Genomic DNA, 23,389 nt, shown 5'->3' with positions numbered 1-23,389 from the left:
CGGCTGGGAGGAGGAAGAGGACGCGTCCGGGGCAGTCACCATCCCCACCTATCCGTTCGGGGAGGGCGCCGTGCTGGAGGTGGAGACGGACCACGGCCGGGAGCTGACGGCCCAGGAGATCTACCAGCGGGTGAACCCGTCGGTGGTGACTGTGATGGTCCAGCTGGACGACAGCGTCTCCGTGGGCACCGGGGTCATCTTCCGGGCGGACGGTTATATCCTCACCAATTACCACGTGCTGGCGGGGGGACGGGACTGCACCGTCGCCATGGACACGGGCCGGACCTATGAGGCCCGGTACGTGGCCGGAGACGAGCGGAACGATCTGGCGGTCCTCAAGGTGGAGCTGACGGGGCTTCCCGCCGCCACCTTCGGCGACAGCGACCAGCTGGTGGTGGGCGACAAGGTCTACGCCATCGGCAACCCGCTGGGCGTGGAGCTCCGCGGCACACTGACAGACGGCATCGTCTCCGCCATCAACCGGGATGTACAGGTGGACGGCCGGACCATGACGCTGGTTCAGACCAACGCGGCCCTGAACTCCGGCAACTCCGGCGGCCCCCTAATCAACGCCTGCGGCCAGGTGGTGGGCATCAACACCATCAAGATGAGCTCTGATTACTCCAATGTGGAGGGTCTGGGCTTCGCCATTCCCTCCGCCTCCATCCGGCGGCTGGTGAACGACCTGCTGACCTATGGAGAGGTCCGGCCGGAGCCCTCCTTCGGCGTGACGGTGCTCCAGACGGGCACCCGGCTGGAGGACGACATCTGGGGCCTGCAGGTGCTGGAGGTCACGCCCGGCTCCGCCGCAGACCTGGCGGGCATCCGGGAGGGGGACTTCGTCCTCGCCGCCGGCGGCAGGCCGGTGGAAACCAGTCAGGAGCTGCTGCGCATCCGGCGGCAGCTGTATGTGGGCGATCAGGTGACCATGGAAATCTGGCGGGACGGAGAGCGGATGGAAGTGACGCTGACTCTGAATGACCCGGTGGAATAAAGAACGAGGGCGCGGCCTGCACCGCAGGCCGCGCCCGTGCTTGCCGGAAGTGCTCCCGGCCCGGGGCGGAAGAGCGGGGTGTCTGCCCTGCGGGGTAGTGTGGAAAAAACATTGTGAGGCCGTGGGAAAAGCCCTGAAGGACTTCTCCCGCGGCCTGTGTCATGCCTGTTTCTTCCGGCGCTGGGGCCACAGCAGGCTGACACCGGAGAGCAGCAGGTACACGCCGAAGGGCTTGCGCAGGACCGCCACGTCCAGATTGGTGGCGATCCAGGCCCCGGCCAGGGCGGCGGCCACGGCCAGGGGGACGGCGCTTTTCAGGGTGGGCTTGTCCAGATAGCCGCCCCTGGCGTGGCAGACCAGGGCGGAGGCGGCGGTGGGCAGGAAGAACAGCAGATTGATGCCCTGAGCGGTCCGCTGGTCCACATCCAGAAAGAGCGTCATGACCAGAAGCAGCAGCGTGCCGCCGCCCACACCCCAGGCCGAGAGGATGCTGGCCCCCAGGCCGCAGAGAAAGGGAATGATCCAGTCCGTCACAGCAGATACTTCACCCCCGCGTAGAACAGAAAACCGGCGAACAGCCATTTGAGCCACTTGACGGAGACTCTGCCGTACAGCTTGCCGCCGATCCAGCCGCCCACCAGGCCGCCCGCCAGATAGGGCAGCGCCGCCAGGAGGGAGAGCTCCCCCCGAAACAGGTACACGGCGGCGGACACCAGACACACCGGAAAGATGACGCCCACGCAGGTGGCGTACAGCTTCCGCTGGGAGAGGCCGCCCCAGCGGGAGAGGATGGGCAGGAAGACCATGCCGCCCCCGCCGCCGAAGAGGCCGTTGGCCAGCCCCGCCGCAGTGCCGGCGATCCGCGCCGGCCAGCGATGTTCCATGTGATCCCGCCTTTCCTCAAGGATGTAAGCGGCGGGCTTCGGGAGCCGAAGAGGACGCCCGAAGCCCGTCGGACCTGGTTTATTTCATCTGGAAGCTCTGGCAGTCGGTGCACTCCACCTTGGTGGGGTTGGTCTCATGGGTGCCCACGGTGATGGCGTTCAGACCGCAGTAGTTCTGGTCCTGGCAGTGGTGGGCGCAGTTGGTGACCGTGCACTTGATGCTCTGGTTGGGGGTGCAGGCGCAGCCGTTGTTGGTATTCGTCATAACAAAAGATCCTCCTGCGTGAAAAAGTGTGTGGCTTTCGCCGCTCTCTAGTGTGCGCAGGCGCGGCCGGGTTATGTACGGTCCGGCCTGGGTAAAAATTTGTCACAGGCGGGCGTGTCCGGCGTCCGATTCCTGGCGCGGGGCGCGGCGACGCAATGGCCGTCATGGATCTCCACAAAACGGCGGTGCGTTCGGATGTAGTGCTGGTAGTAGTGTGCGCAGTTTGCGCAAATTTGATTGTCCATTGTTGATCCCCTAAAATATGTTATAAAATTTATGCTATAAAATATATGCTACATCTTATATAGCATATATTTTTTGAGAAATCAAGTGTAAAATAAGCACTAGAAAGCGGGTGATATCATGTCCGATTTAATTGTGGGACGCAAGGAAAAGAAGATTAAAATAAAAAAACCGGACGGATACCATACATTTTCCATACGAATTAAGAGAGAGACAGTGGACAAATTAGATTCTATTGCCAGCAAAACTGGACGAACCAGAAATGAGATTATAGGAATTTTCTTAGAGTATGGTGCCGAGCATTGCATTATAGAAGAAAAAGAGGAGCCGTAAGGCTCCTCTTTCTGTTTCTTTTTATACACCAAGAATCCACGTCGCAAACCGGAAGTAGATCAGCAGAGACAGCGCGTCCACGATGGTGCTGATGAAGGGCGAGGCCATCACCGCCGGGTCGAACCCGATCTTCTCCGCCAAAATGGGCAGGGAGGCGCCCACCAGCTTGGCGCAGGCCACCGTGCCCACCAGGGTGCAGCACACCACCGCCGCCACGGCGGGCGTTACGGTGGGGTTGGCCAGCAGCCAGCAGTCCACCACCATCATCTTCACAAAGTTGGCCGCCGCCAGGCACACACCGCAGATCAGCGCCACGCGGCACTCCTTCCACACCACGCGCAGCAGATCGCTGAATCGGACCTCCCCCAGCGACAGGGCGCGGATCACCGCCGTGGAGGCCTGGGTGCCGCTGTTGCCGCCGGTGCCGGAGAGCATGGGGATGTAGGAGGTCAGAATGGGCACCGCCGCCAGGGAATTCTCAAAGTGGGTCAGGATCATCCCCGTGAAGGTGGCGGACAACATCAGCATCATCAGCCAGGGGGTCCGGGCCCGCCAGGTCTCAAACACGCCGGTCTTGAGATACGGCTTGTCGCCCGGCAGGATGGCGGCCATCTTCTCGATATCCTCGGTGACCTCTTCCTGCAGGACGTCCATGGCGTCGTCCACGGTGACGATGCCCACCAGGCGGTTCTCCGTGTCCACAATGGGCAGGGCCAGGAAGTCGTATTTGTTCAGGGTCTGGGCCACATCCTCCTGGTCGTCCAGGGTGTTGGCGGAGATCACATGGGTATCCATGATGTCCCCCACCACGTCGTCCTCCTCCGACAGCAGAATGGTGCGGATGGAGAGATACCCCAGCAGGTGGCGGCCCTCGTCAATGACGTAGCAGATGTTGATGGTCTCCTTGTCCGGGCCGGTGCGGCGGATGCGCTTCAGGGCGTCCTCCACGGTCATGGTGGCCTTCAGATCCACGTACTCCGTGGTCATGATGCTGCCGGCGCAGTCGTCGGGGTATTTCAGGATTTCGTTGATGCTCTTGCGGACGTCCGGGTCCGCGTGGCGCAGGATGCGCTTGACCACGTTGGCGGGCATCTCCTCCACGATGTCCACCGCGTCGTCCAGGTACAGCTCGTCCAGCACTTCCTTCAGCTCCGTGTTGGAAAAGCTCTGGATGAGCACCTCCTGCTCCTCAGAATCCAGCTCCACGAACACCTCGGCCGCCTGCTCCTTGGGCAGCAGGCGGAACACCATAGGCACCTTGTCGTCCAGTTCCATGAACAGGCCCGCGATGTCCTGGGCCTCCAGGGGCAGCAGAAGGTCGCGCAGCTCGGCATAGCGTTTTCGGGAGATCAGATCCTCGATCTTTTCCAGCAGCTCGTCCCGCTGCTCTTCCTGCTCAAACATGCGCGTCCTCCTCTCCGTGAAGCTGGGGGTTGAGAAAACAAAAAAACCCGGCCGCTCCTGTCCGGTGCAGTCGGAAATTTCCTTGTGAAAACAGGGACGCCGCATCAGCGGACCCTGCGGCCGTTCAAGCTTTAGCCTCACAAGGCGGTGAAATCACATTAGATGATACCTTCGTGTTCGATAGCACCTGTTCAAACCCTCTCATGATGTCTCCATCACTCCGCGGCAGCGATCCGTATCCCTGTGGTAGCCTTACCTACCGGACGGTATGCAGTTTTGCCGAAACTCTTTCTTCATATTATGCCAATTTCTGCCCCCTGTCAAGGCGGCAGAAAAAAACTCCCCACAATTTTACAGGCCCCTCAAATACCGCTGCACTCCATTTTACAAATGGGAATCCCGCTTGTGATAGAGGACGGCCTGTGGTATAATAAGATGTTCCAAATCTGTGCCCGAAACGGGGCGTTTCAGCGAGAGGAGGCCCTCCATGGGCATACACGACGGACACCGGGAGAAGATGCGCCGGCGGTTTCTGGAGACGGGGCTGGAGGGCTTTGCGGACCACGAGGCCCTGGAGCTGCTGCTGTACTACGCCATCCCCCGGCGGGACACCAACCCCATCGCCCACGCCCTGATGGAGCGGTACGACTCCCTCTCCGGCGTGCTGAACGCCCCGGTGGAGGATCTGGAGAAGGTGGAGGGCATCGGGGAGAGCGCGGCCATCCTGCTGTCCCTGGTCTCCCGGCTCAGCCGGAAGGCCCGCATAGCGGACGCGTCCCAGGAGACCATCCTCAACTCCTCCGAGCGGGCGGGGGCCTATCTGCTGGAGCGATTTGCCGGCGAGCGGCGGGAACTGGTCTTCCTGCTGTGCCTGGACCGCAAGGGCAGGCTCCTGGCCTGCAAGCGGCTGGCGGAGGGGGACGTGGCCAGCGCGGACCTGAACATCCGCAAGGTGGTGGAGATGGCGCTGCTGACCTCCGCCAGCGCGGTGATCCTGGCCCACAACCACCCCAGCGGCGTGGCGGTGCCCTCCTCCAGCGACGAGGCCGCCACCCGCCAGGTGGCGGAGGCCCTGCGGACCATCGGCGTCCGCCTGGTGGACCATATCGTGGTGGCGGACCGGGACTTCGTCTCCATGGCGGACAGCGGCGACCTGCTGGGGTAAAGAGGGAGCAGGCTCCCCCTTTAGAACCCCCACCACCAGTCTGTGGACTGGCGAACGCGCCCAAGGCGCTTGGGTCGGGGTATTTTGCCACGTACACGCCGCGGCGAAAATGACTTCAAGTTCTTCCTTCGCCGCTGGCGAACGAACTGGGGAAAACCGGAGGGGTTCCCCTAGTCCCCCCTTCCTTTTTTGCCCCTTCGCTTTTTTCAAGGCATGGTTCCTTTGATAAAAGTCGAACAAATGTTGCAAAAAGATGACGGGTGTGATAGGATGGCCGTGGCTGAAAATCTGTTTGATGGGTGGAGGGAATGCCGCTATGCCGAAATTTGAAGTCGTATCTGAATATCAACCCTCCGGGGACCAGCCGCAGGCCATTGCCGCGCTGGCGGAGGGCATCGAGAACGGGCTGAAGGAGCAGGTGCTGCTGGGCGTTACCGGATCCGGCAAGACCTTTACCATGGCCAAGGTCATCGAGCAGGTGCAGCGGCCCACGCTGGTGCTGGCCCACAACAAGACCCTGGCCGCCCAGCTGTGCGCGGAGTTCAAGGAGTTCTTCCCCAACAACGCGGTGGAGTACTTCGTCTCCTACTACGACTACTACCAGCCGGAGGCGTATATCCCCCATACGGACACCTATATCGCCAAGGATGCCTCCACCAACGACGAGATCGACCGGCTGCGGCTCAGTGCCACCTGTGCCCTGCTGGAGCGGCGGGACGTGATCGTAGTATCCTCCGTGTCCTGCATCTACGGCTTGGGCGAGCCGGACGATTTTGCCAACCTGGTGGTGTCCCTCCGGGTGGGGGCCGAGTGGGACCGGGATGAGCTGCTGCGCCGCCTGGTGGAGATCCGCTACGAGCGCAACGACATCGCCTTTGAGCGGAACATGTTCCGGGTCCGGGGGGACACGGTGGAGATCTACCCCGCCTACTACCGGGACCACGCCATCCGGGTGGAGTTCTTCGGGGACGAGATCGACCGGATCAGCGACTTCAACCCGGTCACCGGCAGCGTGAACCGGGTGCTGAACCACGTGGCCATCTACCCGGCCAGCCACTATGTCACCACCAAGGACAAGATGGACAAAGCCATTCTGGAGATCCGCCGGGAGCTGGAGGATCAGGTGAAATACTTCACCGACAACAACCAGCTGGTGGAGGCCCAGCGGCTCCGTCAGCGGACGGAGTACGACATGGAGATGATGGCGGAGCTGGGCTACTGCTCCGGCATCGAGAACTACTCCCGCATCATCTCCGACCGGCCCGCCGGCTCCGCCCCCATGACCCTGCTGGACTTCTTCCCGGACGACTTCCTGCTGTTCGTGGACGAGAGCCACGTGACCCTGCCCCAGGTCCGGGCCATGTACAACGGCGATCATGCCCGGAAGGACTCCCTGGTGAAGTACGGCTTCCGCCTGCCCTGTGCGTACGACAACCGACCGTTGAAGTTCGAGGAGTTCGAGGAGCGGATCGGCCAGGCGGTGTTTGTCTCGGCAACGCCCGGCCCCTATGAGCGGGAGCGGGCGGACCAGGTGGTGGAGCAGGTGATCCGCCCCACGGGCCTGCTGGACCCCAGGGTGGAGGTCCGGCCTGTCACCGGCCAGATCGACGACCTGATGGACGAGATCCGTGCAAGAGCCGCCCGGGACGAGCGGGTACTGGTGACCACCCTCACCAAGAAGATGGCGGAGGACCTGACGGAGTACCTGAAAAACGCCGGCATCCGGGTACGGTACATGCACTCCGATGTCCAGACCATCGAGCGCATGGAGATCATCCGCAGCCTGCGGCTGGGAGAGTTCGACGTGCTGGTGGGCATCAACCTCCTGCGGGAGGGGCTGGACCTGCCGGAGGTCAGCCTGGTGGCGATCCTGGACGCGGACAAGGAGGGCTTCCTCCGGTCCGAGACCTCTCTGATCCAGACCATCGGCCGGGCGGCCCGAAACGCAGACGGCCTCGTCATCATGTACGCCGACGAGATCACGCCCTCCATGCGGGCGGCCATCGACGAGACGGAACGCCGCCGCTCCATCCAGGACGCCTATAATCAGGAGCACGGCATTGTGCCCAAGACCATCATCAAGGGCGTCCGGGAGATTTTGGAGATCTCCAAGACCGCGGAGGAGGACACCCTCCGGGCCCACAAGAAGCGCAAGCTGACGGAGCAGGAGCGGGCGGCGGAGATCGCCAAGCTGGAGAAGGAGATGCGCGAGGCCAGCAAGATGCTGGAATTCGAGTACGCCGCGGTGCTGCGTGACCGGATCATCGAGCTGCGGGGGGAGAAGTGACCTCCGCAAAGAGCAGGGGTGTATGGCGTACTCGAATCGCCGGGAGTCCGGCGTACAAGCGTTTTGGCGGAGGCAAAACCTTGAACCGGGCAGAATTCACTTCTGACCGGTTGGTAAAATGAAAAGGGCTCCCGCACGGCGGAGCCGTGTGGGAATGTACGCCGCGGTGCTGCGTGACCGGATCATCGAGCTGCGGGGGGAGAAGTAAATGCACTACGAATGGCTGGACGCATACCTGCTGTCGTTTCCCGGCGTGGAGAAGGACTATCAGCCGGTGTGGCAGTGGTTCCGCTATAAGGTCCGGGGCAGGCTGTTTGCCGCTGTCTGTTCGCCGGGGCCGGAGCACAAAATTTACGGCGGCCACGATCTGGTGAATCTGAAATGCGGGGCGGCGGAGGGCGAGCTGCTGCGGGCCCGGTATCCGGACATCCTGCCGGGATTTTATTCGGATAAGCGGACCTGGATTTCCTGCCTGCTGGACGGAGAACTGCCGGAGGAGGTCCTGCGGGACCTGTGCGGCCGGTCATACGCCCTGGCGGTGGAGAAGCTGCCCAAATACGTCCGGCGGGAGCTGGCGGAGCAGCCCGCGGAGAGCTGAGGTGTTTGCAATGGCGAAGAAAAAAGAGGAAAAGACCAATGTGATGCGGATCCTGGACCAGAGAAAGATCCCCTATACCGCCCGGTTTTATGAGGACAGCCAGGGGCCGGAGGGCACCCGGGAGTACGGCGTCCACGTGGCGGAGGCTCTGGGGCAGGACCCAGCCAGAGGCTTCAAGACCCTGGTAGCCCGGGGGGCGTCCAAGGGCATCTACGTGTTCGAGGTGCCGGCGCCGGAGAACCTGGATCTGAAGAAGGCCGCCAGGGCGGTGGGGGAGAAGTCCATCGAGCTGCTGCACGTGGCGGAGATCAACGCCGTTACCGGCTACATCCGGGGCGGCTGTTCCCCGGTGGGGATGAAGAAGCAGTATCCCACCGTGTTCCACCGGACGGCGCTGGACTACGAAACCGTCTATATCTCCGCCGGGAAGATCGGCGCCCAGGTGGAGCTGGCGCCCCGGGCGCTGCTAGACCTGCTGGGGGCCTCCACGGCGGACATTGTCGTGGACCAGGGATAGGCCCAGGTGGAGTCCCAGGGTGAAGGCGTCGGTGGACCACTGGAGGTAGCGGGCCAGAAAGGCGTCCTGAAGGCACAGGCGGGCGTCCCCGGAGAGGGAGAGGCTGTCCGCCAGCTGATCCACGGATTTGGAATCGAAGGGGTCTGCTTTCTGCAGAATGTCGGCGGCGTAGCCGTCGAAGAGGCGGAGATAGATGGGATTCATTGGATCACCTTCAAACAACATTTAATGATGTATTGATGATACATCATTAAATGATATATGTCAAGGAGAACTCCATGGAAACACTAAAAATATTTGGAGAAAGACTGCGTGCCCTGCGGGATGAACGGCATCTGCGGCAGGCGGATATGGCAGAAGTGCTTCAAATTACCCTTGTCCATTATCAGAGAATGGAATATGGAAAGGTCAATGTCCCATCGCTGACGCTTTGCTTTCTTGCGGATTACTTCAGCGTCACCACGGATTATCTGCTGGGGCGCAGCGACGCGCGGGGGTAAATCCGTTCCGTGCACCCGTAGGGGCCGCCGCCATCGGCGGCCCGATGGTATGGCCGCCCCTGGAGCGTGTAAGGGAGGTTACAAACCGCCCGTGGAAATTTGGGCCGCCGGACGGCGGCCACGGGGATTCTGCTCCCGCAGGGGGCTTGTCCAGCCGGGATGCACCCCCCGTTTTCTTTTCCAACTTGCGGAAAAGAAAACGGGCCGTGCACGGTCCAAAAGAAAAGGCCGCTTGGACGCGCTCCGGTGCAGTGGCCCTCCGCGCGCAACGGGGGTCGGCGTATCGGTGCCTGCTCCGATTTGGACTGGCCTTCGGGCACGCTATGCTCTTCTGCGATTCCTGTTGCTGCCGTCCCGTGGCGGATGGCGCCGACCTCGTCGGGGTGGTTGTCGCATGGAGCTGCTTCTCTTTTCGCTACCGCTCACGCTCCCGCGAAGAATCCGGCAGCGCGTAGCGCAGCGGAACGCGCGGAAAGAGAAGCAGACCAAATGCGTCCTTGCACCCCGTTGACCTTTGCACCCGCGCCGCGGGAATCCGCGTTCAAGCCTGTACCGCACCCCGCCGCGCCCGTCGGGAGGTCATCGCAAACCCGCAGGCACTATCTCTCGTCAACTCCCGTACAGCAACTTTGCACGGACGTGCAAAGTTGCGACCAAAAGCGTTTTTTCTCTTACACCGGGCGCGGCGCGTTCTCTTTTTGGCGCTGACAAAAAGAGAATGGGGGGCGCATCCCCCGTGGAAACGGCCCCCTGGCGGGAGCCAGTCTCCCCGGGCGGTTGATAAGCGCCTCTACACCTCCGCCGGAGGCATTTCCGGCACTGAAAAGAGAAACCTCTCCTGAAAGGAGTCAATCATACACATTATGCAGGACAAGATCATCGTCAAAGGCGCCCGCGCCAACAATCTGAAGAATATCGACGTCACCATCCCCCGGGACAAGCTGGTGGTCATGACGGGCCTCTCCGGCTCCGGCAAGTCCTCCCTGGCCTTCGACACCATCTACGCCGAGGGCCAGAGAAGGTATGTGGAGTCCCTCAGCTCCTATGCCCGGATGTTCCTGGGCCAGATGGACAAGCCCGATGTGGACTATATCGAGGGTCTCAGCCCCGCCATCTCCATTGACCAGAAGACCACCAGCAAGAACCCCCGGTCCACCGTGGGCACGGTGACAGAGATCTACGACTACCTCCGCCTGCTGTGGGCCCGGGTGGGCACCCCCCACTGCCCCAAGTGCGGCAAGGAGATTCGCCAGCAGACCATTGACCAGATCATCGATCAGGTCCTCTCTCTGCCGGAGGGCACCCGCATCCAGGTGATGGCCCCCGTCATCCGGGGCAAGAAGGGTGAGCACGCCAAGATCTTTGAGGACGCCAAGCGGTCCGGCTACGTCCGGGCCCGGGTGGACGGGAATCTGTACGAGCTGGACGAGGAGATCAAGCTGGAGAAGAACAAGAAGCACACCATCGAGATTGTGGTGGACCGGCTCATCATCCGTCCGGATATCCAGCAGCGGCTGACGGACAGCGTGGAGACCGCCTCCGGCCTCACCGGCGGGCTGGTGGTCGTCAACCTCCTGCGGGAGGAGCGGGATCTGACATTCTCCCAGAATTATGCCTGCGAGGACTGCGGCATCTCCATCGAGGAGCTGACGCCCCGGATGTTCTCCTTCAACAACCCCTTCGGTGCCTGTCCCACCTGTACGGGTCTGGGCAGCCAGCTGAAGGTGGATCCGGAACTGATCGTGCCGGACAAGTCCCTCTCCATCCTGGAGGGGGCCATCCAGGCCAGCGGCTGGAACAACATCCGGGGGGACGGCATCTCCCGGATGTACTTCGACGCCCTGGCGAAGAAATACCACTTCTCCCTCACCGACCCCTGGGAGACCCTGCCGGAGGACGTGCGGAGTATCATCCTCTACGGCACCGGCGGGGAGAAGCTGGAGCTCCACTACGACCAGCCCCGGGGCAAGGGCGTGCTGTATCAGCCCTTTGAGGGCATCTGCAACAACGTGGAGCGCCGCTACAAGGAGACCCAGTCCGATGCCAGCAAGCGGGAGCTGGAGGAGCTGATGGCCGAGTGCCCCTGTCCCACCTGTAAGGGAAAGCGGCTGAAGAAGGAGTCCCTGGCGGTGACCGTGGGGGACAAGGACATCGACGCCCTGACCCGGATGTCCGTGGTGGACGAGCTCCAATGGGTGGACCGGCTGGAGCTGACGCACCAGCAGCACCTGATCGCAGACCGGATCCTGAAGGAGATCAAGTCCCGGCTGGGGTTCCTCCAGTCCGTGGGCCTGGGCTATCTGACCCTCAGCCGCAGCGCGGGGACCCTCTCCGGCGGCGAGAGCCAGCGGATCCGCCTGGCCACCCAGATCGGCTCCAGCCTGATGGGGGTGCTGTATATCCTGGACGAGCCCTCCATCGGTCTGCACCAGCGGGACAACGACAAGTTGCTGGCGACGCTGCAGAACCTGCGGGACCTGGGCAACACCCTGCTGGTGGTGGAGCACGACGAGGACACCATGCGGGCGGCGGACTACCTGATCGACATCGGTCCCGGCGCCGGCATCCACGGCGGCGAGGTGGTGGCCGCCGGTACACCGGAGGAGGTCATGGCCAACCCCAACAGCCTGACGGGTCAGTATCTCTCCGGCAAGAAGAGGATCCCCGTGCCGGAGACCCGGCGGCCGGGCAACGGCAAGAGCCTGAAGGTCATCGGCGCGGCGGAGAACAACCTGCGGCACATCGACGTGGAGTTCCCCCTGGGGACCTTTACCGTGGTTACCGGCGTGTCCGGCAGCGGCAAGAGCTCCTTGGTGAATGAGATCCTGTTCAAGAAGCTGGGCGTGGAGCTGAACCGGATGAAGGTCCACCCCGGCAGGTGCGACCGGATCGAGGGAATCGAGTATCTGGACAAGGTGGTGGACATCGACCAGAGCCCCATCGGCCGGACACCCCGGTCCAACCCCGCCACCTACACCGGCCTCTTCAATGACATCCGGGACCTGTTCGCCTCCACTCAGGAGGCCAAGAGCCGGGGCTACGGCCCGGGGCGGTTCAGCTTCAACGTCCGGGGCGGCCGGTGCGAGGCCTGCTCCGGCGACGGTGTGCTGAAGATCGAGATGCACTTCCTGCCGGACATCTTTGTGCCCTGCGAGGTGTGCAAGGGCAGGCGGTACAACCGGGAGACCCTGGAGGTCCGCTACAAGGGCAAGAACATTGCCGATGTGCTGGAGATGACCGTGGATGAGGCGGTGGAGTTCTTCGCACCTCTGCCCAGAATCCGCAACAAGCTCCAGACCCTGTGCGATGTGGGCCTGGGGTATGTGAAGCTGGGCCAGCCCTCCACGGAGCTCTCCGGCGGTGAGGCCCAGCGGGTGAAGCTGGCTACGGAGCTCAGCAAAATCGCCACCGGCAAGACCATCTATATCCTGGACGAGCCCACCACCGGCCTCCACACCGACGATGTGCGCAAGCTCCTGGAGGTGCTCCAGCGGCTGGTGGACAGCGGCAACACCGTGGTGGTCATCGAGCACAATCTGGACGTTATCAAATGTGCCGACCACCTGATCGACCTGGGTCCCGAGGGGGGAGACGGCGGCGGCACCATCGTCTGCACAGGCACGCCGGAGGAGGTGGCCGCCTGCCGGTCGAGCTTCACGGGCCGGTACCTGAAAAAGCTGCTGGAGCGGTAAGACCGCGCAAAAAGGGCCTCCGCTGTATGCGGAGGCCCTTGTCTATGGGGCGTCAATTCCAGAAGTTCGGAAACAGCAGCTCCGAGATCACCTTCACCAGCAGCAGGAGCAGCACGACCACCACCGCAGGCCGGACGATTTTGCTGCCGTTCCTGATGGCCAGGCCGGCGCCCAGATAGTGTCCCAGGATGGAGGCCAGAGCGGCCGCCAGCCCCACACCCAGAACGACGGTCCCCGCCATCAGGGCGGAGCACACACCGCCGATGTTGGAGGCCAGGTTGATGACCTTCACTCCGCCGGCCGCGTGGCGGGTGTCCATCTTGCCCAAGTGGATGAACACCAGCATCAGAAAGGTGCCGGTGCCGGGGCCGTAGTAGCCGTCATACGTCCCGATGAGCAGCGCGGCGGCCCAGACGATGGCCGCCTGCCGCCGGGGCGGGATGGGGGCCGGCTCCTCCGGCCACGTTTTGGTCCGCAGGGTGAAGAAAGCCACCACCGGCAGCACCGCCAGCAGCAGATACTTCAGCACCACATCCGGCGTATGAAGCTGCAGCTGGGTCCCGCAGACGGAGCCTGCCACCGCCAGCCCGGCGGCAGGCAGGAACAGCCGCCAGTGAACGTACCCCTGGTGGATGAAGCGGGCGGTGGAAAACGCGGTGCCGATGCAGGAGGAGAGCTTATTGGTGCCCAGAACAAAGTGGGTGGGCAGGCCGGAGAAGGCCATCAGGTATATGGGGACGGAGATAATGCCGCCGCCCCCGGCGATGGCGTCCATAAAGCCGGCCAGAAAGACGCCGCCGCAGATCAGAAGGACCACCCACAGGGGGAAGCCGTCCAGCGTGGTTTCCGTGAAGAGAGTGAGGACCGAGGCTGACATATATGCACCTCCCGGAGTGAATTTGACAAAATCTCTATCAGTATACCAGCTCCATAGGCCCCTGGCAAGAGCAGAAGCGCCGCAATTTTGCTGAAATTCCCGCATCTCCCCGAAGAAATGCCGCCGGAACGGTTGTTTTTCCGGCGGGCGTGTGATACTGTGAAACAGGCGGGGCGGGATCGCCCGCGAAAATGCTCAAAGAAAGTTGAGGATCACCTATGTCAAACATCAAAAACGTCGCCATGATTACCGTGTGCGGACGGCCCAACGTGGGCAAGTCCAGCCTGACCAACGCCCTGGTGGGGGAAAAGGTGGCCATCGTCTCCAACAAGGCACAGACCACTCGGAACCGCATCTACGGCGTGGTGAACCGGGAGGACACCCAGTATATCCTGCTGGACACGCCCGGCCTCCACAAGCCCAAGTCCGCCCTGGGGGACTACATGGTGAAGGTCGTCACCTCCAGCCTCTCCGACGTGGACTGCGCCCTGCTGCTGGTGGAGCCCATCCCCCATGTGGGCGGCCCGGAGCAGGCACTCATCGACCGGATCCGGGAGGAGGAGATCCCCTGCATCCTCTGCGTCAACAAGATTGACACTGTGGAACCGGCGGAGCTGCTGCCGGTGATCGCCGCTTACAACCAGGCATGGGACGGCTTTGATGCGATCATCCCCATCTCCGCCCACACCGGCAGCGGCCTGAAGGATCTGATGAAGGAACTGCGGAAGTATGCCCAGGAAGGCCCTCAGCTGTTCCCGGACGGGATGACGACGGACCAGCCGGAGCGGCAGGTGATGGGGGAAATCCTGCGGGAGAAGCTGCTGCTGTGCCTGGACAAGGAGATCCCCCACGGCACGGCGGTGGAGATCACGAAGTTCTCTGAGCGGGACAGCGGCGTCATCGACGTGGACGCCACCATCTACTGTGAGAAGGCCAGCCACAAGGGGATCATTATCGGCAAGCAGGGGGCCATGCTGAAAAAGATCAGTTCCCTGGCCCGGCAGGATATGGAGAAGTTCATGGGCACCAAGGTGTATCTGGAGACCTGGGTGAAGGTCAAGGAGAACTGGCGGGACAACGTGAATTACGTGCGGTCTTTCGGCTACCGGGACGAATAAGGAGGAAGCGTGCGGTCTCCGGTATTCCGCAGGCTGCCGTGCGGGGAGTGAGAATATGAGACTGGTATTGAGCGACACGGCACTGCCAACCGGACTGCCGGTCCGGGAGGACTGGCACTATGTGGACCTGAGCCAGCTGAAAATCGCGGACTGTATGGGCTGCTTCAGCTGCTGGGTCAGAACGCCGGGGCGGTGCGTGATCCGGGACGACGCTGTAGGCGTATATCCCCTGATTGCCCACAGCGACCATGTGATCTATGTCAGCCGTCTCTTCTGCGGGTCCTATGACGTACCGATGAAGACCATGCTGGAGCGGGCCATTCCCATCCAGCAGGCGTTTATTCGGATACACCACGGAGAGACGCACCATATACAGCGGGCGGTGGCGGAGAAAGACGCGGTGATTCTGGCCTATGGAGATACCGGAGACGAGGAGCAGGCGCTCTTCCGTCTGCTGGCGGCCCGCAACGCCCATAATATGCTGTTTCGGAGCTGGAGTGTCCGCTTCCTTCGGGAAGAGGAGCTGGCCGGGGCCATTAGGGAGGAGGTACGCGCATGGGAAAGCTCCTGATCGTCAATGGGAGTCCCCGGGCGCCCCGTTCCAACTCCCGGAGGTATATCGAACAGTTTCTTCCGTGTTGGGGAGAGACGGCGGACCAGTATACCGCGCTGAGGGGTGGACCGCTCTCCCCAGAGGACTGTACGGATCTGCTGCTGGTGTTCCCCCTGTACGCAGACGGCATACCGGCGGTGCTGATGAGGACCCTGAAGGAACTCGCAGTATGGAGGGGAACGGCCCGCCCCAGGATCCACGTACTGGTGAACTGCGGCTTTCTGGAGCCGGAGCAGACCCGGCCTGCGGTAGAAATGGTGCGCTTTTTCTGCAAACGATATGGATTTCCCTGGGGGATGGCGCTGCAGATCGGCTCGGGAGAGGCGATCTTGAATACGCCTTTTTCCTTTCTGGTGCGGCGGGGCCTGCGCCGCCTGGCCGCTGGTATGCGGGCGGGACGGAGCGAGGTGCTGTCGGTGCGGATGCCGCTGAACAGGCGGATGTTCGTCTGGGCCTCCGGCCGGTACTGGACCGATTACGGCGCGAAAAACAACATCACCGCCGGAGAGATGCGGACCATGGAGATCGAGGGAGGCTAGAGATTTCCAGCCATAAAAATCCGACAACATTCGCAGACTACTCCTGGGAGGAGGTCTGCGGAATGGACACACAAAGGCTTTGGGAGTGCTTCTGCCTCACCGGCGAACCGCTGGTGTACCTGCTGTATCAGGCCGCTCTGGACCAGGAGTCCGGCGGCGGGATCAGCGCATAGAACGGAGGGCGGACGCTCTCCGTACATAAGGAGGGAGCGCGTTGGCCGAGCGGGCCTATATCGTGACAAAGGGCGTGGTCCTGCGGGAGACGGAGACGAAAGAGGCGGATAAGATCCTGACGCTGCTGACAGCGGACCGGGGCAAGATCTCCGTCATCGCCCGGGGCGTCCGGCGGAAGAGCTGCAAGTACGCCGCCTGCGCTCAGCAGCTGGTCTATTCGGAGTGGACCCTCTATCAGAAGGGCGAGTGGTACTACGCCAATGAAGGAGCCACGGCGGAGCTGTTCAACGGCCTGCGGACGAATCTGGAGGCGCTGGCCCTGGGCTGCTACTTCGCGGAGCTGACAGAGACCGTCACGGCGCCGGAGGTCCCTGCCGGGGCACTGCTGCCCCATCTGCTGAACGGGCTGTACGCCCTCTCCGCTTTACAGAAGCCGCCGGCACTGGTGAAGCCCGCCTTTGAGATCAAACTGCTGTGCTTGGCGGGATATGAACCTTTGGCGGACAGCTGCGCCTACTGCGGCCGGCCGGACCCGGAGCAGCCCCTGCTGGACGTGGTACAGGGCATCCTGCGGTGCCGGAGCTGCGGCGCGAAGGAGAGTGCCCTCTCCATGCCCCTGTGCCCGGATTCCCTGGCGGCCCTGCGGCATATCGTGTACGGGGACCCCAAGCGGCTCTACTCGTTCCGGCTGACAGGCCCGGCGCTGGAGCGACTCTCCGCGGCGGCGGAGGCTTTCGTGGCCGCCCAGCTGGAGCGGGGATTCCGGACGCTGGAATTTTACAAGAGCCTCCAGCCGCCGGAAGAGTTGTCGAAATAAGATACATTTTGTATTTCTTTTGCTGATTTATACGAAACGGAGCGGAATATGACAGAATTTGTCCTCGGCTCCTACCGGCTGGAGGTGGACGTGGAGGCCACCCGGGCCTGGTATGGCCGTTACGGTAACGCTACCGGGGGCTGCGGCTGCGCCTACTGCCGAAACTATGCTGCCGCAGTTGGGGTCCTGCCGCCAGAAGCAGCAGCGTTTCTGGAACCCCTGGGGCTTAACCTCCGCAGGCCCGGAGATATTGGCGACTATGGTCCCCGCCAGGGCGGGCGGTGGTATATGCCCATGTGGCACATTGCAGGCCGCCTGCTGGAAGCGGGGGAGGGAGAGCTGCCCGTTGCCCCCGGCGTCACCGCCGGGTTCGCCACAGATATGGGACCGTTCCTCCGGAACTTCCCGGAGCCCTGCTTCCAGTGCTGGCTTTCCGTGACCCTGCCCTGGGTGCTGGAGGAACCGGCAGATGAAGCAGCTGACGACAGGGACGATGAAGTGAAAACCCTTGACAGGAGAACCGAATCATGAGTGACCTATTTGACAAATCCATCCGCACCCTGGAGCTGCCCCGGGTGCTGGAGCTGCTGAGCGAGCAGGCTGTCAGCGCCGAGGCCAGGCAGCGGGCCCTGCGCCTCCGGCCGGAGACGGAAGTGGAGGAGGTGCTGCGTCTGCTGGACCAGACCGATGCGGCCCGAAATCTCATCGGCCTGCGGGGCAGTCCGTCGTTTTCCGGCGTGAAGCCGGTGGCGGAGGCCCTGGACCGGGCGGACCGGGGCGGCGCCCTGAACACTCGGGAGCTGCTGACCATCGCGGATCTGCTGACCGCCGCCCGCCGGGCCAAGGAGTACTTCAACGACGAGGCGGCGGAGAAAACCGCCATCGACCACCTGTTCCTCTCCCTCCACGGCAACCGCTTTCTGGAGGAGAAGATCAAGCGGGCCATCCCGGACGAGGACACCATCGCCGATGCCGCCAGCACGGAGCTGGCGGACATCCGCCGCCACATGCGGGCGGCCCAGGCCAAGAGCCGCCAGATCCTTCAAAGGATCATCTCCTCCCCCAGCTATGGGAAAATTTTGCAGGAGACCATCATCACCCAGCGGGACGGCCGCTTCGTGGTGCCGGTGAAGGCGGAGCACAAGGGCGACCTGCCGGGACTGGTCCACGACATCTCCTCCACCGGAGCCACGCTGTTCGTGGAGCCTATGGGGGTGGTCCAGGCCAACAACGAGTATATTGAGCTGCAGGCCAAGGAGCAGAAGGAGATCGACCGCATCCTGGCGGAGTTCTCCGCCGAGGCTGCCGCCCACCGGGAGGACATCCAGTGGGACTACGACACCCTGGTCCACCTGGACCTGATCTTCGCCCGGGGCCAGCTGAGCTACAAGATGAACGCCGTGCGGCCGGAGGTCCGCCGGGACGGGGCCATCCATCTGCGCAAGGCCCGCCACCCCCTGCTGGACCCCAAGACGGCGGTGCCCATCGACATCGAGCTGGGGGACACCTTTGACACCTTGGTCATCACCGGTCCCAACACCGGCGGCAAGACCGTGACCCTCAAGACCCTGGGCCTGCTGACGCTGATGACCCAGTGCGGCCTCCACATCCCGGCGGCGGACCGGAGCGCCGTGTCCGTCTATGAGCGGGTGCTGGCGGACATCGGCGACGAGCAGAGCATCGAGCAGAGCCTGTCTACCTTCTCTGCCCACATGGTGAACATCGTGGAGATTTTAAAAGAGGCGGATCGGCACAGCCTGGTGCTGTTTGACGAGCTGGGGGCCGGCACGGACCCGGTGGAGGGCGCGGCCCTGGCCATCGCCGTCATCCAGCACGTGCGGCGGCTGGGGGCCAAGGTGGCCGCCACCACCCACTATGCGGAGCTGAAGACCTTCGCCATGACTACGGCAGGGGTGGAGAACGCCTCCTGCGAGTTCGACGTGGAGACGCTGGCGCCCACCTACCGGCTGCTGATCGGCATTCCCGGCAAATCCAACGCCTTTGCCATCTCCCGGCGGCTGGGGCTGCCGGAGGACGTCATTGCCGCCGCCCAGGAGCAGATGAGCGGGGAGAGCGTCCGGTTCGAGGACATCCTGACCCAGCTGGAGGAGAAGCGTCAAGCCCTGGAGAAGCGGGAGCAGGAGGCGGACCGCCTGCTGCGCCAGCGGGAGGAGGACGCCAGGCGTGCCCGGGAATTCCGGGAACAGATGGAGCGGGCCAAGGAGAATGCCCGGAGCCGGGGCGAGGCGGAGGCCAAGCGCATCCTCCGGGACGCCCGGACGGCGGCGGACCAGGTGTTCCAGGAGCTCAGCGAGATGCGGAAGGCCCAGGCCAAGGCCGAACGGATGCTGAACGAAAATGAGGCCCGTGCGGCCCTCCGCCGCACGCTGAACGAGGCGGAGGAGGCCGTGTCCCGTCGCGACGCCCGGCAGGAGCCCATCCCCAAGCCCAGCCGCCCCATCCGGGCGGGGGATCTGGTGGAGATCCCCGGTGTCAAAACGCCGGCGGAGGTAGTGTCCGTGGGCAAGGACGGCACCTTGCAGCTGAAAGCCGGTATTTTGAAGATGAAAGCCAAAGTAGACGAAGTGCGTCTCATCGAGGATGACGAGCGGGCCGCCAGGAAGAAGACGCCCTCTGTCACCATTCGCCAGAACGCCGACCGCGCCCTGCGGGCCTCTGCCGCCCGGGAACTGGACATCCGAGGGATGGAGACACTGGAGGCGGAGAGCGTGGTGGAAAACTTCATTTCCGCCGCCGTCATGGGCAAACTGGAGACCGTAACCATCATCCACGGCAAGGGCACCGGGGCCTTGCGGAAGGCCGTCCACGACATCCTCCGCCGGAATAAGGCTGTGAAGAGCTTCCGCCTGGGCGTCTACGGCGAGGGCGAGAGCGGCGTCACCGTGGTGACGCTGAAGTGAGCCGGAGCCTGTCGCCGCGGTGCGGCATCAGGCGTCCTGCGCGGCGGGACCTTGGAGTGTGAGGGCTCTGCCTGACCGCCCCAATTAAATGCGGGATTCCTGTGGGGTGCTCCCCATGGGGGCGGCGAGCCCGGCAACACTGAAATGAGGGGGTTGACATGGCACTGACCTTTCGATTTGCACAGGAGACCGACACGCTCCTGATCCTGCAATTCATCCGGGAGCTGGCCGACTACGAGCACCTGCTGGACCAGGTGGTGGCCGATGAGGCCACCCTCCGGGACCAGCTGTTTGAAAAGCGCCGAGCCGAGGTCCTCTTTGCCCTGGAGGACGGGGCAGAGGTGGGCTTCGCCCTGTTTTTTCAAAACTTCTCCACCTTCCTGGGCCGGGCGGGCCTGTATCTGGAGGACCTGTATGTCCGGCCGGAGCACCGGGGAAAGGGATATGGCAAGGCTTTCTTCCGGCGGCTGGCGGCCATCGCCGCGGAGCGGGACTGCGGCCGCCTGGAGTGGTGGTGCCTGGACTGGAACACCCCCAGCATCGGCTTCTACAAGTCCCTGGGGGCGGAGACCATGGAGGACTGGACCGTTTACCGCCTTACCGGACCGGCATTGCAGAGGCTGGCAGAACCGGAATCTCCGGTTGCGGAAACCGATGAGATTTGATATACTGGAGTCACACTAAAACACACATTCTGGAAATTGCACAATGAGGTGATTTTATGCAAGAGCTTGCAAAGCAGTTCCACATTGCCTGTGCTCAGGGGGATATCGGCCGCTACTGCATCCTGCCCGGTGACCCGGGCCGGGTCCCGGCCATCGCCGCCCTGTTTGACGACGCCAAGCAGATCGCGTATAACCGGGAGTTCAACGTCTGGACCGGCACCCTGCTGGGGGAGAAGGTCACCGCCTGCTCCACCGGCATCGGCGGTCCCTCCGCTTCCATCGCTATGGAGGAGCTCCACAAATGCGGTGCCGACACGTTCATCCGCACCGGCACCTGCGGCGGTATCGATCTGAACGTCCAGTCCGGCGACGTGGTGGTGGCCACCGGCGCCATCCGGTATGAGCACACCAGCCGGGAGTACGCCCCCATCGAGTTCCCGGCGGTGGCGGACTTCCAGGTGACACACGCCCTGGTGGAGGCCACCAAGAAGCTGGGCTTCCCCCTGCACACCGGCATCGTCCAGTGCAAGGACAGCTTTTACGGCCAGCACGACCCCGCTGCCTCGCCCGTGTACTACGAGCTGCAGCAGAAGTGGGAATCCTGGAAGCGGCTGGGCGTCAAGGCCAGTGAGATGGAGTCCGCCGCCCTGTTCGTGGTGGCGGCGGCTCTGGGCTGCCGGTGCGGCTCCTGCTTCCATGTGGTGTGGAACCAGGAACGGGAGGCCGCCGGCCTGGACCAGAAGATGAGTGAGGACACATCCTCCTCCGTGAAGGTGTCTGTGGAGGCCCTGAAGCTGCTGATTGAGGCGGACCGCAAGGCGAGCCGGTAATTGGCTGCGTTTTTGAAAAAAGATGCCCGGAAATTTCCGGGCATCTTTTTTGATTCCCCATTGACAAGTTTACTTGGTATATGGTATGCTCTGCTTGTAAAGAAAACTTGGTAAAATAAAAAGCAAACTATGCAAAATGGCTTCGGCATGGATCGGGAGGAGATCCTGCGGCACAGCCGGGCGGCTGGCGACTGGTTCTGATCCTGAGTCTGCTGCTGGCGGGAGCCGCGTTGTTGAATCTGGCCGTTTATGTACGGGGCATACTGGGATGAGAGGCAGGCCCTATGGCTTGGCAAAGAAAGAAAAGGGAGAACGCTATGGAAAAACAGGAAATTCTGGAGAAGAGCCGGCGGGAGAACCAGAAGGGTGACGAACGGGAGCGGACCATCCGCATGGAGGGGGAGTCCTTCAGCCTGCTCTTCGTGTTTTTGATGGGCCTGATTCTGCTGACCTGGAAGCGGGTCCATGGGCTGCCGCATGAGGATGTGCTGACCATGTTCTGGACGGCCTGCGTGGCCAACCGGGTCTACCGGCTGGCCCGGCGGCGGAATACCTCCGACATCGTGACGCTGCTGATCTCTCTTGCGTTTTTAATCTGGAATCTGGTAAAATTCTTTCAAATGGCCTGAGAGGAGGTAGCGCATGGACCGGGATGAGATTTTGAAAAAGGCTCAGGCGGGGGCGATTGGAATGGACGAGCGGGAGCAGCAGGTACTGGGGCTGTCCTTCGGTATCGGCGGGATCCTGATGGTACTGCTGTGTGTCATTCTCGCCATTATACGGCTGGTGAACGGGCAGGATGCCTATGACTACACGGCCATCGTGTTTCTGTATCTGGCGGGCGCAGAGCTGCATTTGTATTGGAGGACCCGGCGGCGGGGCTTGGCGTTGCTGGCGGCGGCCTGCGGCCTGGTGTTCGCGGGCAACCTGGCCGTGTTCCTGCTGGGGTGAGCGCCATGGACGATCAGCTGATCCTGAAAAACCGGCTGAAGGTGGCCCGGGCGGAGAAGGGGCTGTCCCAGACCCAGCTGGCGGAGCTGGTGGGCGTGTCCCGCAACACCATCAGCTCCATTGAGACGGGGCAGTTCAATCCCACCGCCAAGCTGGCGCTGATTCTCTGCATCGCCTTGGACAAGAAGTTCGAGGAACTGTTCTATTTTGAGTGAGAAATTAGGAGTTTGGGTGTCCAGCGGCGCTGACCGGGGCAAATCATCCTGCCTGCGGCGGAGCACAATCCTTCCGCATCCCTAACTGACGGCCGGTCGTTCCGGAGAGAGGAGAGATCTCTGTGGAGAAGGAGAAAATTCTGCAAAGATACCGCCAAGAGGGCGTGGACGAGGGCCGGGAGGAGGTCAACCGCCGGGGAGACGACGCGGGCTTTTACGCCATGTGTGTCCTGGCGCTGCTGTTGATGATCTACCAGGCGTTTACCGGGCAGGTATTTGGAGACGTGGCGGCGATGCTGTTCGTGTTTTGCTCCGTGGGGGCCTTTGCCCGGTACCGGACTGACCGGGACCGGTCCGCTCTGGGCATGGGCATTTTTACCGGCGCTCTGTGCCTGGGATGCCTGGGATGGTATCTGTGGCACACGCTGTAAAAAAGACAGGCGGCGCTGGAAAGCGCCGCCTGCTTGCTTACCGCTTCCGCACCGGGTAGCAGACCTCGGTGACAAATTCTTCTGGGTTCCGGGTCTCGTGGGGACTGACGTGGTAGATGTTGAAGAACAGTCCGTCAAAGGCATAGCCGTTGTCCTCTACCCAGGATGCCACCGCCTGATTCACCTCGCCGATCTGGCGGTAGGGGCCCTGGAAGGTGGCGGAGGCCACTGTCACCGGCGGGATGGTTTTGAATTTGACGTGCTCGGTGTCAGGGTATGTGCCCTTCACCGTCTTTTGGATCTCCACATCCACATCTGCCTCTTTGTACTCCCCGTCGTGGTAGACGCTGATGCAC

Annotated in this window: 26 protein-coding genes and 1 riboswitch; of the genes, 19 read left to right on the top strand and 7 right to left on the bottom strand. The window is 62.7% G+C overall.

Features of this window, described 5'->3' with window-relative positions; genetic code table 11:
• On the top strand, positions 1-994 hold a 994-nt coding region (locus tag QVE23_RS00420; protein WP_287967407.1), incomplete at its 5' end, for a S1C family serine protease.
• A 159-nt stretch (positions 995-1,153) separates the two neighbouring features.
• On the opposite strand, the gene QVE23_RS00415 is transcribed toward QVE23_RS00420, so the two are convergent.
• The 4 genes from QVE23_RS00415 to mgtE all read right to left on the bottom strand — a co-directional run bounded on the left by QVE23_RS00415 (position 1,154) and on the right by mgtE (position 4,123).
• Entirely contained in the window at positions 1,154-1,528 is a 375-nt protein-coding gene (locus QVE23_RS00415) for a TSUP family transporter (protein WP_256264995.1), read from the bottom strand.
• The gene (locus QVE23_RS00410) at positions 1,525-1,878 is read right to left on the bottom strand and encodes a sulfite exporter TauE/SafE family protein (protein WP_021747974.1); all 354 of its coding nucleotides are present in this window, start codon (positions 1,876-1,878) and stop codon (positions 1,525-1,527) included. The genes QVE23_RS00415 and QVE23_RS00410 overlap by 4 nt, the downstream gene beginning before the upstream one ends.
• 79 nt (positions 1,879-1,957) lie before the next feature.
• Positions 1,958-2,143, bottom strand: a complete 186-nt coding sequence (locus tag QVE23_RS00405; RefSeq protein WP_021747975.1) for a DUF1540 domain-containing protein — start codon at positions 2,141-2,143, stop codon at positions 1,958-1,960.
• A gap of 597 nt (positions 2,144-2,740) precedes the next feature.
• Positions 2,741-4,123, bottom strand: coding sequence for a magnesium transporter (gene mgtE / locus QVE23_RS00395; protein WP_025545088.1), 1,383 nt, complete (start codon positions 4,121-4,123; stop codon positions 2,741-2,743).
• Between the two features lie 108 nt (positions 4,124-4,231).
• Positions 4,232-4,394, bottom strand: a riboswitch (M-box (ykoK) riboswitch).
• A 216-nt stretch (positions 4,395-4,610) separates the two neighbouring features.
• On the opposite strand from mgtE, the gene QVE23_RS00390 reads away from it, so the two are divergent.
• The 4 genes from QVE23_RS00390 (at position 4,611) to ybaK (ending at position 8,690) form a co-directional block, all read left to right on the top strand.
• Positions 4,611-5,288, top strand: a complete 678-nt coding sequence (locus QVE23_RS00390; protein WP_021747980.1) for a JAB domain-containing protein — start codon at positions 4,611-4,613, stop codon at positions 5,286-5,288.
• A 316-nt stretch (positions 5,289-5,604) separates the two neighbouring features.
• Positions 5,605-7,575, top strand: a complete 1,971-nt coding sequence (gene uvrB / locus QVE23_RS00385; protein ID WP_287967406.1) for an excinuclease ABC subunit UvrB — start codon at positions 5,605-5,607, stop codon at positions 7,573-7,575.
• Positions 7,576-7,783: 208 nt separating this feature from the next.
• Entirely contained in the window at positions 7,784-8,173 is a 390-nt protein-coding gene (locus QVE23_RS00380; RefSeq protein ID WP_287967405.1) for an MmcQ/YjbR family DNA-binding protein, read from the top strand.
• Positions 8,174-8,183: 10 nt separating this feature from the next.
• Complete coding sequence (ybaK, locus tag QVE23_RS00375; protein WP_021749012.1) at positions 8,184-8,690, top strand: Cys-tRNA(Pro) deacylase; 507 nt, start codon at positions 8,184-8,186, stop codon at positions 8,688-8,690.
• On the opposite strand, the gene QVE23_RS00370 is transcribed toward ybaK, so the two are convergent.
• Positions 8,640-8,894, bottom strand: coding sequence for a hypothetical protein (locus tag QVE23_RS00370; protein ID WP_036630139.1), 255 nt, complete (start codon positions 8,892-8,894; stop codon positions 8,640-8,642). The two genes, ybaK and QVE23_RS00370, sit on opposite strands and share 51 nt — an antisense overlap.
• Positions 8,895-8,968: 74 nt before the next feature.
• Here QVE23_RS00370 and QVE23_RS00365 point away from each other — a divergent pair, with 74 nt between their 5' ends.
• Positions 8,969-9,190, top strand: coding sequence for a helix-turn-helix domain-containing protein (locus tag QVE23_RS00365; protein WP_036630140.1), 222 nt, complete (start codon positions 8,969-8,971; stop codon positions 9,188-9,190).
• A gap of 863 nt (positions 9,191-10,053) precedes the next feature.
• On the top strand, positions 10,054-12,882 hold the full coding sequence (uvrA, locus tag QVE23_RS00360; RefSeq protein ID WP_287967404.1) for an excinuclease ABC subunit UvrA: 2,829 nt from the start codon (positions 10,054-10,056) through the stop codon (positions 12,880-12,882).
• 52 nt (positions 12,883-12,934) lie between these two features.
• Here the strand turns inward: uvrA and QVE23_RS00355 are convergent, their stop codons facing one another.
• Positions 12,935-13,759, bottom strand: coding sequence for a sulfite exporter TauE/SafE family protein (locus tag QVE23_RS00355; protein WP_276894871.1), 825 nt, complete (start codon positions 13,757-13,759; stop codon positions 12,935-12,937).
• A 218-nt stretch (positions 13,760-13,977) separates the two neighbouring features.
• On the opposite strand from QVE23_RS00355, the gene era reads away from it, so the two are divergent.
• The 12 genes from era to QVE23_RS00295 all read left to right on the top strand — a co-directional run bounded on the left by era (position 13,978) and on the right by QVE23_RS00295 (position 23,033).
• Positions 13,978-14,877: a GTPase Era gene (era, locus tag QVE23_RS00350; protein ID WP_021749019.1), complete on the top strand. Its 900-nt coding sequence runs from the start codon at positions 13,978-13,980 to the stop codon at positions 14,875-14,877.
• Between the two features lie 55 nt (positions 14,878-14,932).
• Positions 14,933-15,448, top strand: a complete 516-nt coding sequence (locus tag QVE23_RS00345; RefSeq protein ID WP_021749020.1) for a flavodoxin family protein — start codon at positions 14,933-14,935, stop codon at positions 15,446-15,448.
• Entirely contained in the window at positions 15,433-16,029 is a 597-nt protein-coding gene (locus QVE23_RS00340) for a hypothetical protein (protein WP_021749021.1), read from the top strand. The genes QVE23_RS00345 and QVE23_RS00340 overlap by 16 nt, the downstream gene beginning before the upstream one ends.
• Positions 16,030-16,243: 214 nt before the next feature.
• Positions 16,244-17,020 carry a DNA repair protein RecO gene (recO, locus tag QVE23_RS00335; RefSeq protein ID WP_025545205.1) on the top strand — a complete coding sequence of 259 codons (777 nt, stop codon included), beginning with the start codon at positions 16,244-16,246 and terminating at the stop codon, positions 17,018-17,020.
• A 48-nt stretch (positions 17,021-17,068) separates the two neighbouring features.
• Entirely contained in the window at positions 17,069-17,551 is a 483-nt protein-coding gene (locus QVE23_RS00330; RefSeq protein WP_287967403.1) for a hypothetical protein, read from the top strand.
• Positions 17,548-19,941, top strand: a complete 2,394-nt coding sequence (locus QVE23_RS00325) for an endonuclease MutS2 (protein ID WP_287967402.1) — start codon at positions 17,548-17,550, stop codon at positions 19,939-19,941. The genes QVE23_RS00330 and QVE23_RS00325 overlap by 4 nt, the downstream gene beginning before the upstream one ends.
• 158 nt (positions 19,942-20,099) lie before the next feature.
• On the top strand, positions 20,100-20,606 hold the full coding sequence (locus tag QVE23_RS00320; RefSeq protein WP_036628294.1) for a GNAT family N-acetyltransferase: 507 nt from the start codon (positions 20,100-20,102) through the stop codon (positions 20,604-20,606).
• A 56-nt stretch (positions 20,607-20,662) separates the two neighbouring features.
• Positions 20,663-21,436, top strand: a complete 774-nt coding sequence (gene udp, locus QVE23_RS00315; RefSeq protein WP_287967401.1) for a uridine phosphorylase — start codon at positions 20,663-20,665, stop codon at positions 21,434-21,436.
• Between the two features lie 317 nt (positions 21,437-21,753).
• Positions 21,754-22,065: a DUF6442 family protein gene (locus tag QVE23_RS00310; protein WP_119310551.1), complete on the top strand. Its 312-nt coding sequence runs from the start codon at positions 21,754-21,756 to the stop codon at positions 22,063-22,065.
• Positions 22,066-22,078: 13 nt separating this feature from the next.
• Positions 22,079-22,387, top strand: a complete 309-nt coding sequence (locus QVE23_RS00305; RefSeq protein ID WP_021749028.1) for a DUF6442 family protein — start codon at positions 22,079-22,081, stop codon at positions 22,385-22,387.
• A gap of 5 nt (positions 22,388-22,392) precedes the next feature.
• Positions 22,393-22,602, top strand: a complete 210-nt coding sequence (locus tag QVE23_RS00300; protein WP_021749029.1) for a helix-turn-helix transcriptional regulator — start codon at positions 22,393-22,395, stop codon at positions 22,600-22,602.
• 122 nt (positions 22,603-22,724) lie between these two features.
• Entirely contained in the window at positions 22,725-23,033 is a 309-nt protein-coding gene (locus QVE23_RS00295; protein WP_021749030.1) for a DUF6442 family protein, read from the top strand.
• Positions 23,034-23,070: 37 nt separating this feature from the next.
• Here QVE23_RS00295 and QVE23_RS00290 read toward each other — a convergent pair.
• Positions 23,071-23,389: GyrI-like domain-containing protein (locus tag QVE23_RS00290; protein WP_287967400.1), on the bottom strand; the 319-nt coding region annotated here is incomplete at its 5' end.

It is taken from the genome of Oscillibacter sp. KLE 1728 (assembly GCF_934833455.1).
Taxonomy (GTDB): Bacteria; Bacillota; Clostridia; order Oscillospirales; family Oscillospiraceae; genus Oscillibacter; species Oscillibacter welbionis.
The sequence above is the reverse complement of the archived record's forward strand: the minus strand, read 5'-3'. Positions and strand labels throughout refer to the sequence as shown.

Excerpts from the sequence above, each read along its gene's own strand:
- QVE23_RS00410 (WP_021747974.1), bottom strand. The coding sequence starts at position 1,878 with ATGGAACATCGCTGGCCGGCGCGGATCGCCGGCACTGCGGCGGGGCTG.
- QVE23_RS00405 (WP_021747975.1), bottom strand. The coding sequence starts at position 2,143 with ATGACGAATACCAACAACGGCTGCGCCTGCACCCCCAACCAGAGCATC.
- mgtE (WP_025545088.1), bottom strand. The coding sequence starts at position 4,123 with ATGTTTGAGCAGGAAGAGCAGCGGGACGAGCTGCTGGAAAAGATCGAG.
- QVE23_RS00390 (WP_021747980.1), top strand. The coding sequence starts at position 4,611 with ATGGGCATACACGACGGACACCGGGAGAAGATGCGCCGGCGGTTTCTG.
- uvrB (WP_287967406.1), top strand. The coding sequence starts at position 5,605 with ATGCCGAAATTTGAAGTCGTATCTGAATATCAACCCTCCGGGGACCAG.
- QVE23_RS00380 (WP_287967405.1), top strand. The coding sequence starts at position 7,784 with ATGCACTACGAATGGCTGGACGCATACCTGCTGTCGTTTCCCGGCGTG.
- ybaK (WP_021749012.1), top strand. The coding sequence starts at position 8,184 with ATGGCGAAGAAAAAAGAGGAAAAGACCAATGTGATGCGGATCCTGGAC.
- QVE23_RS00370 (WP_036630139.1), bottom strand. The coding sequence starts at position 8,894 with ATGAATCCCATCTATCTCCGCCTCTTCGACGGCTACGCCGCCGACATT.
- QVE23_RS00365 (WP_036630140.1), top strand. The coding sequence starts at position 8,969 with ATGGAAACACTAAAAATATTTGGAGAAAGACTGCGTGCCCTGCGGGAT.
- uvrA (WP_287967404.1), top strand. The coding sequence starts at position 10,054 with ATGCAGGACAAGATCATCGTCAAAGGCGCCCGCGCCAACAATCTGAAG.
- QVE23_RS00355 (WP_276894871.1), bottom strand. The coding sequence starts at position 13,759 with ATGTCAGCCTCGGTCCTCACTCTCTTCACGGAAACCACGCTGGACGGC.
- era (WP_021749019.1), top strand. The coding sequence starts at position 13,978 with ATGTCAAACATCAAAAACGTCGCCATGATTACCGTGTGCGGACGGCCC.
- QVE23_RS00345 (WP_021749020.1), top strand. The coding sequence starts at position 14,933 with ATGAGACTGGTATTGAGCGACACGGCACTGCCAACCGGACTGCCGGTC.
- QVE23_RS00340 (WP_021749021.1), top strand. The coding sequence starts at position 15,433 with ATGGGAAAGCTCCTGATCGTCAATGGGAGTCCCCGGGCGCCCCGTTCC.
- QVE23_RS00330 (WP_287967403.1), top strand. The coding sequence starts at position 17,069 with ATGACAGAATTTGTCCTCGGCTCCTACCGGCTGGAGGTGGACGTGGAG.
- QVE23_RS00325 (WP_287967402.1), top strand. The coding sequence starts at position 17,548 with ATGAGTGACCTATTTGACAAATCCATCCGCACCCTGGAGCTGCCCCGG.
- QVE23_RS00320 (WP_036628294.1), top strand. The coding sequence starts at position 20,100 with ATGGCACTGACCTTTCGATTTGCACAGGAGACCGACACGCTCCTGATC.
- udp (WP_287967401.1), top strand. The coding sequence starts at position 20,663 with ATGCAAGAGCTTGCAAAGCAGTTCCACATTGCCTGTGCTCAGGGGGAT.
- QVE23_RS00310 (WP_119310551.1), top strand. The coding sequence starts at position 21,754 with ATGGAAAAACAGGAAATTCTGGAGAAGAGCCGGCGGGAGAACCAGAAG.
- QVE23_RS00305 (WP_021749028.1), top strand. The coding sequence starts at position 22,079 with ATGGACCGGGATGAGATTTTGAAAAAGGCTCAGGCGGGGGCGATTGGA.
- QVE23_RS00300 (WP_021749029.1), top strand. The coding sequence starts at position 22,393 with ATGGACGATCAGCTGATCCTGAAAAACCGGCTGAAGGTGGCCCGGGCG.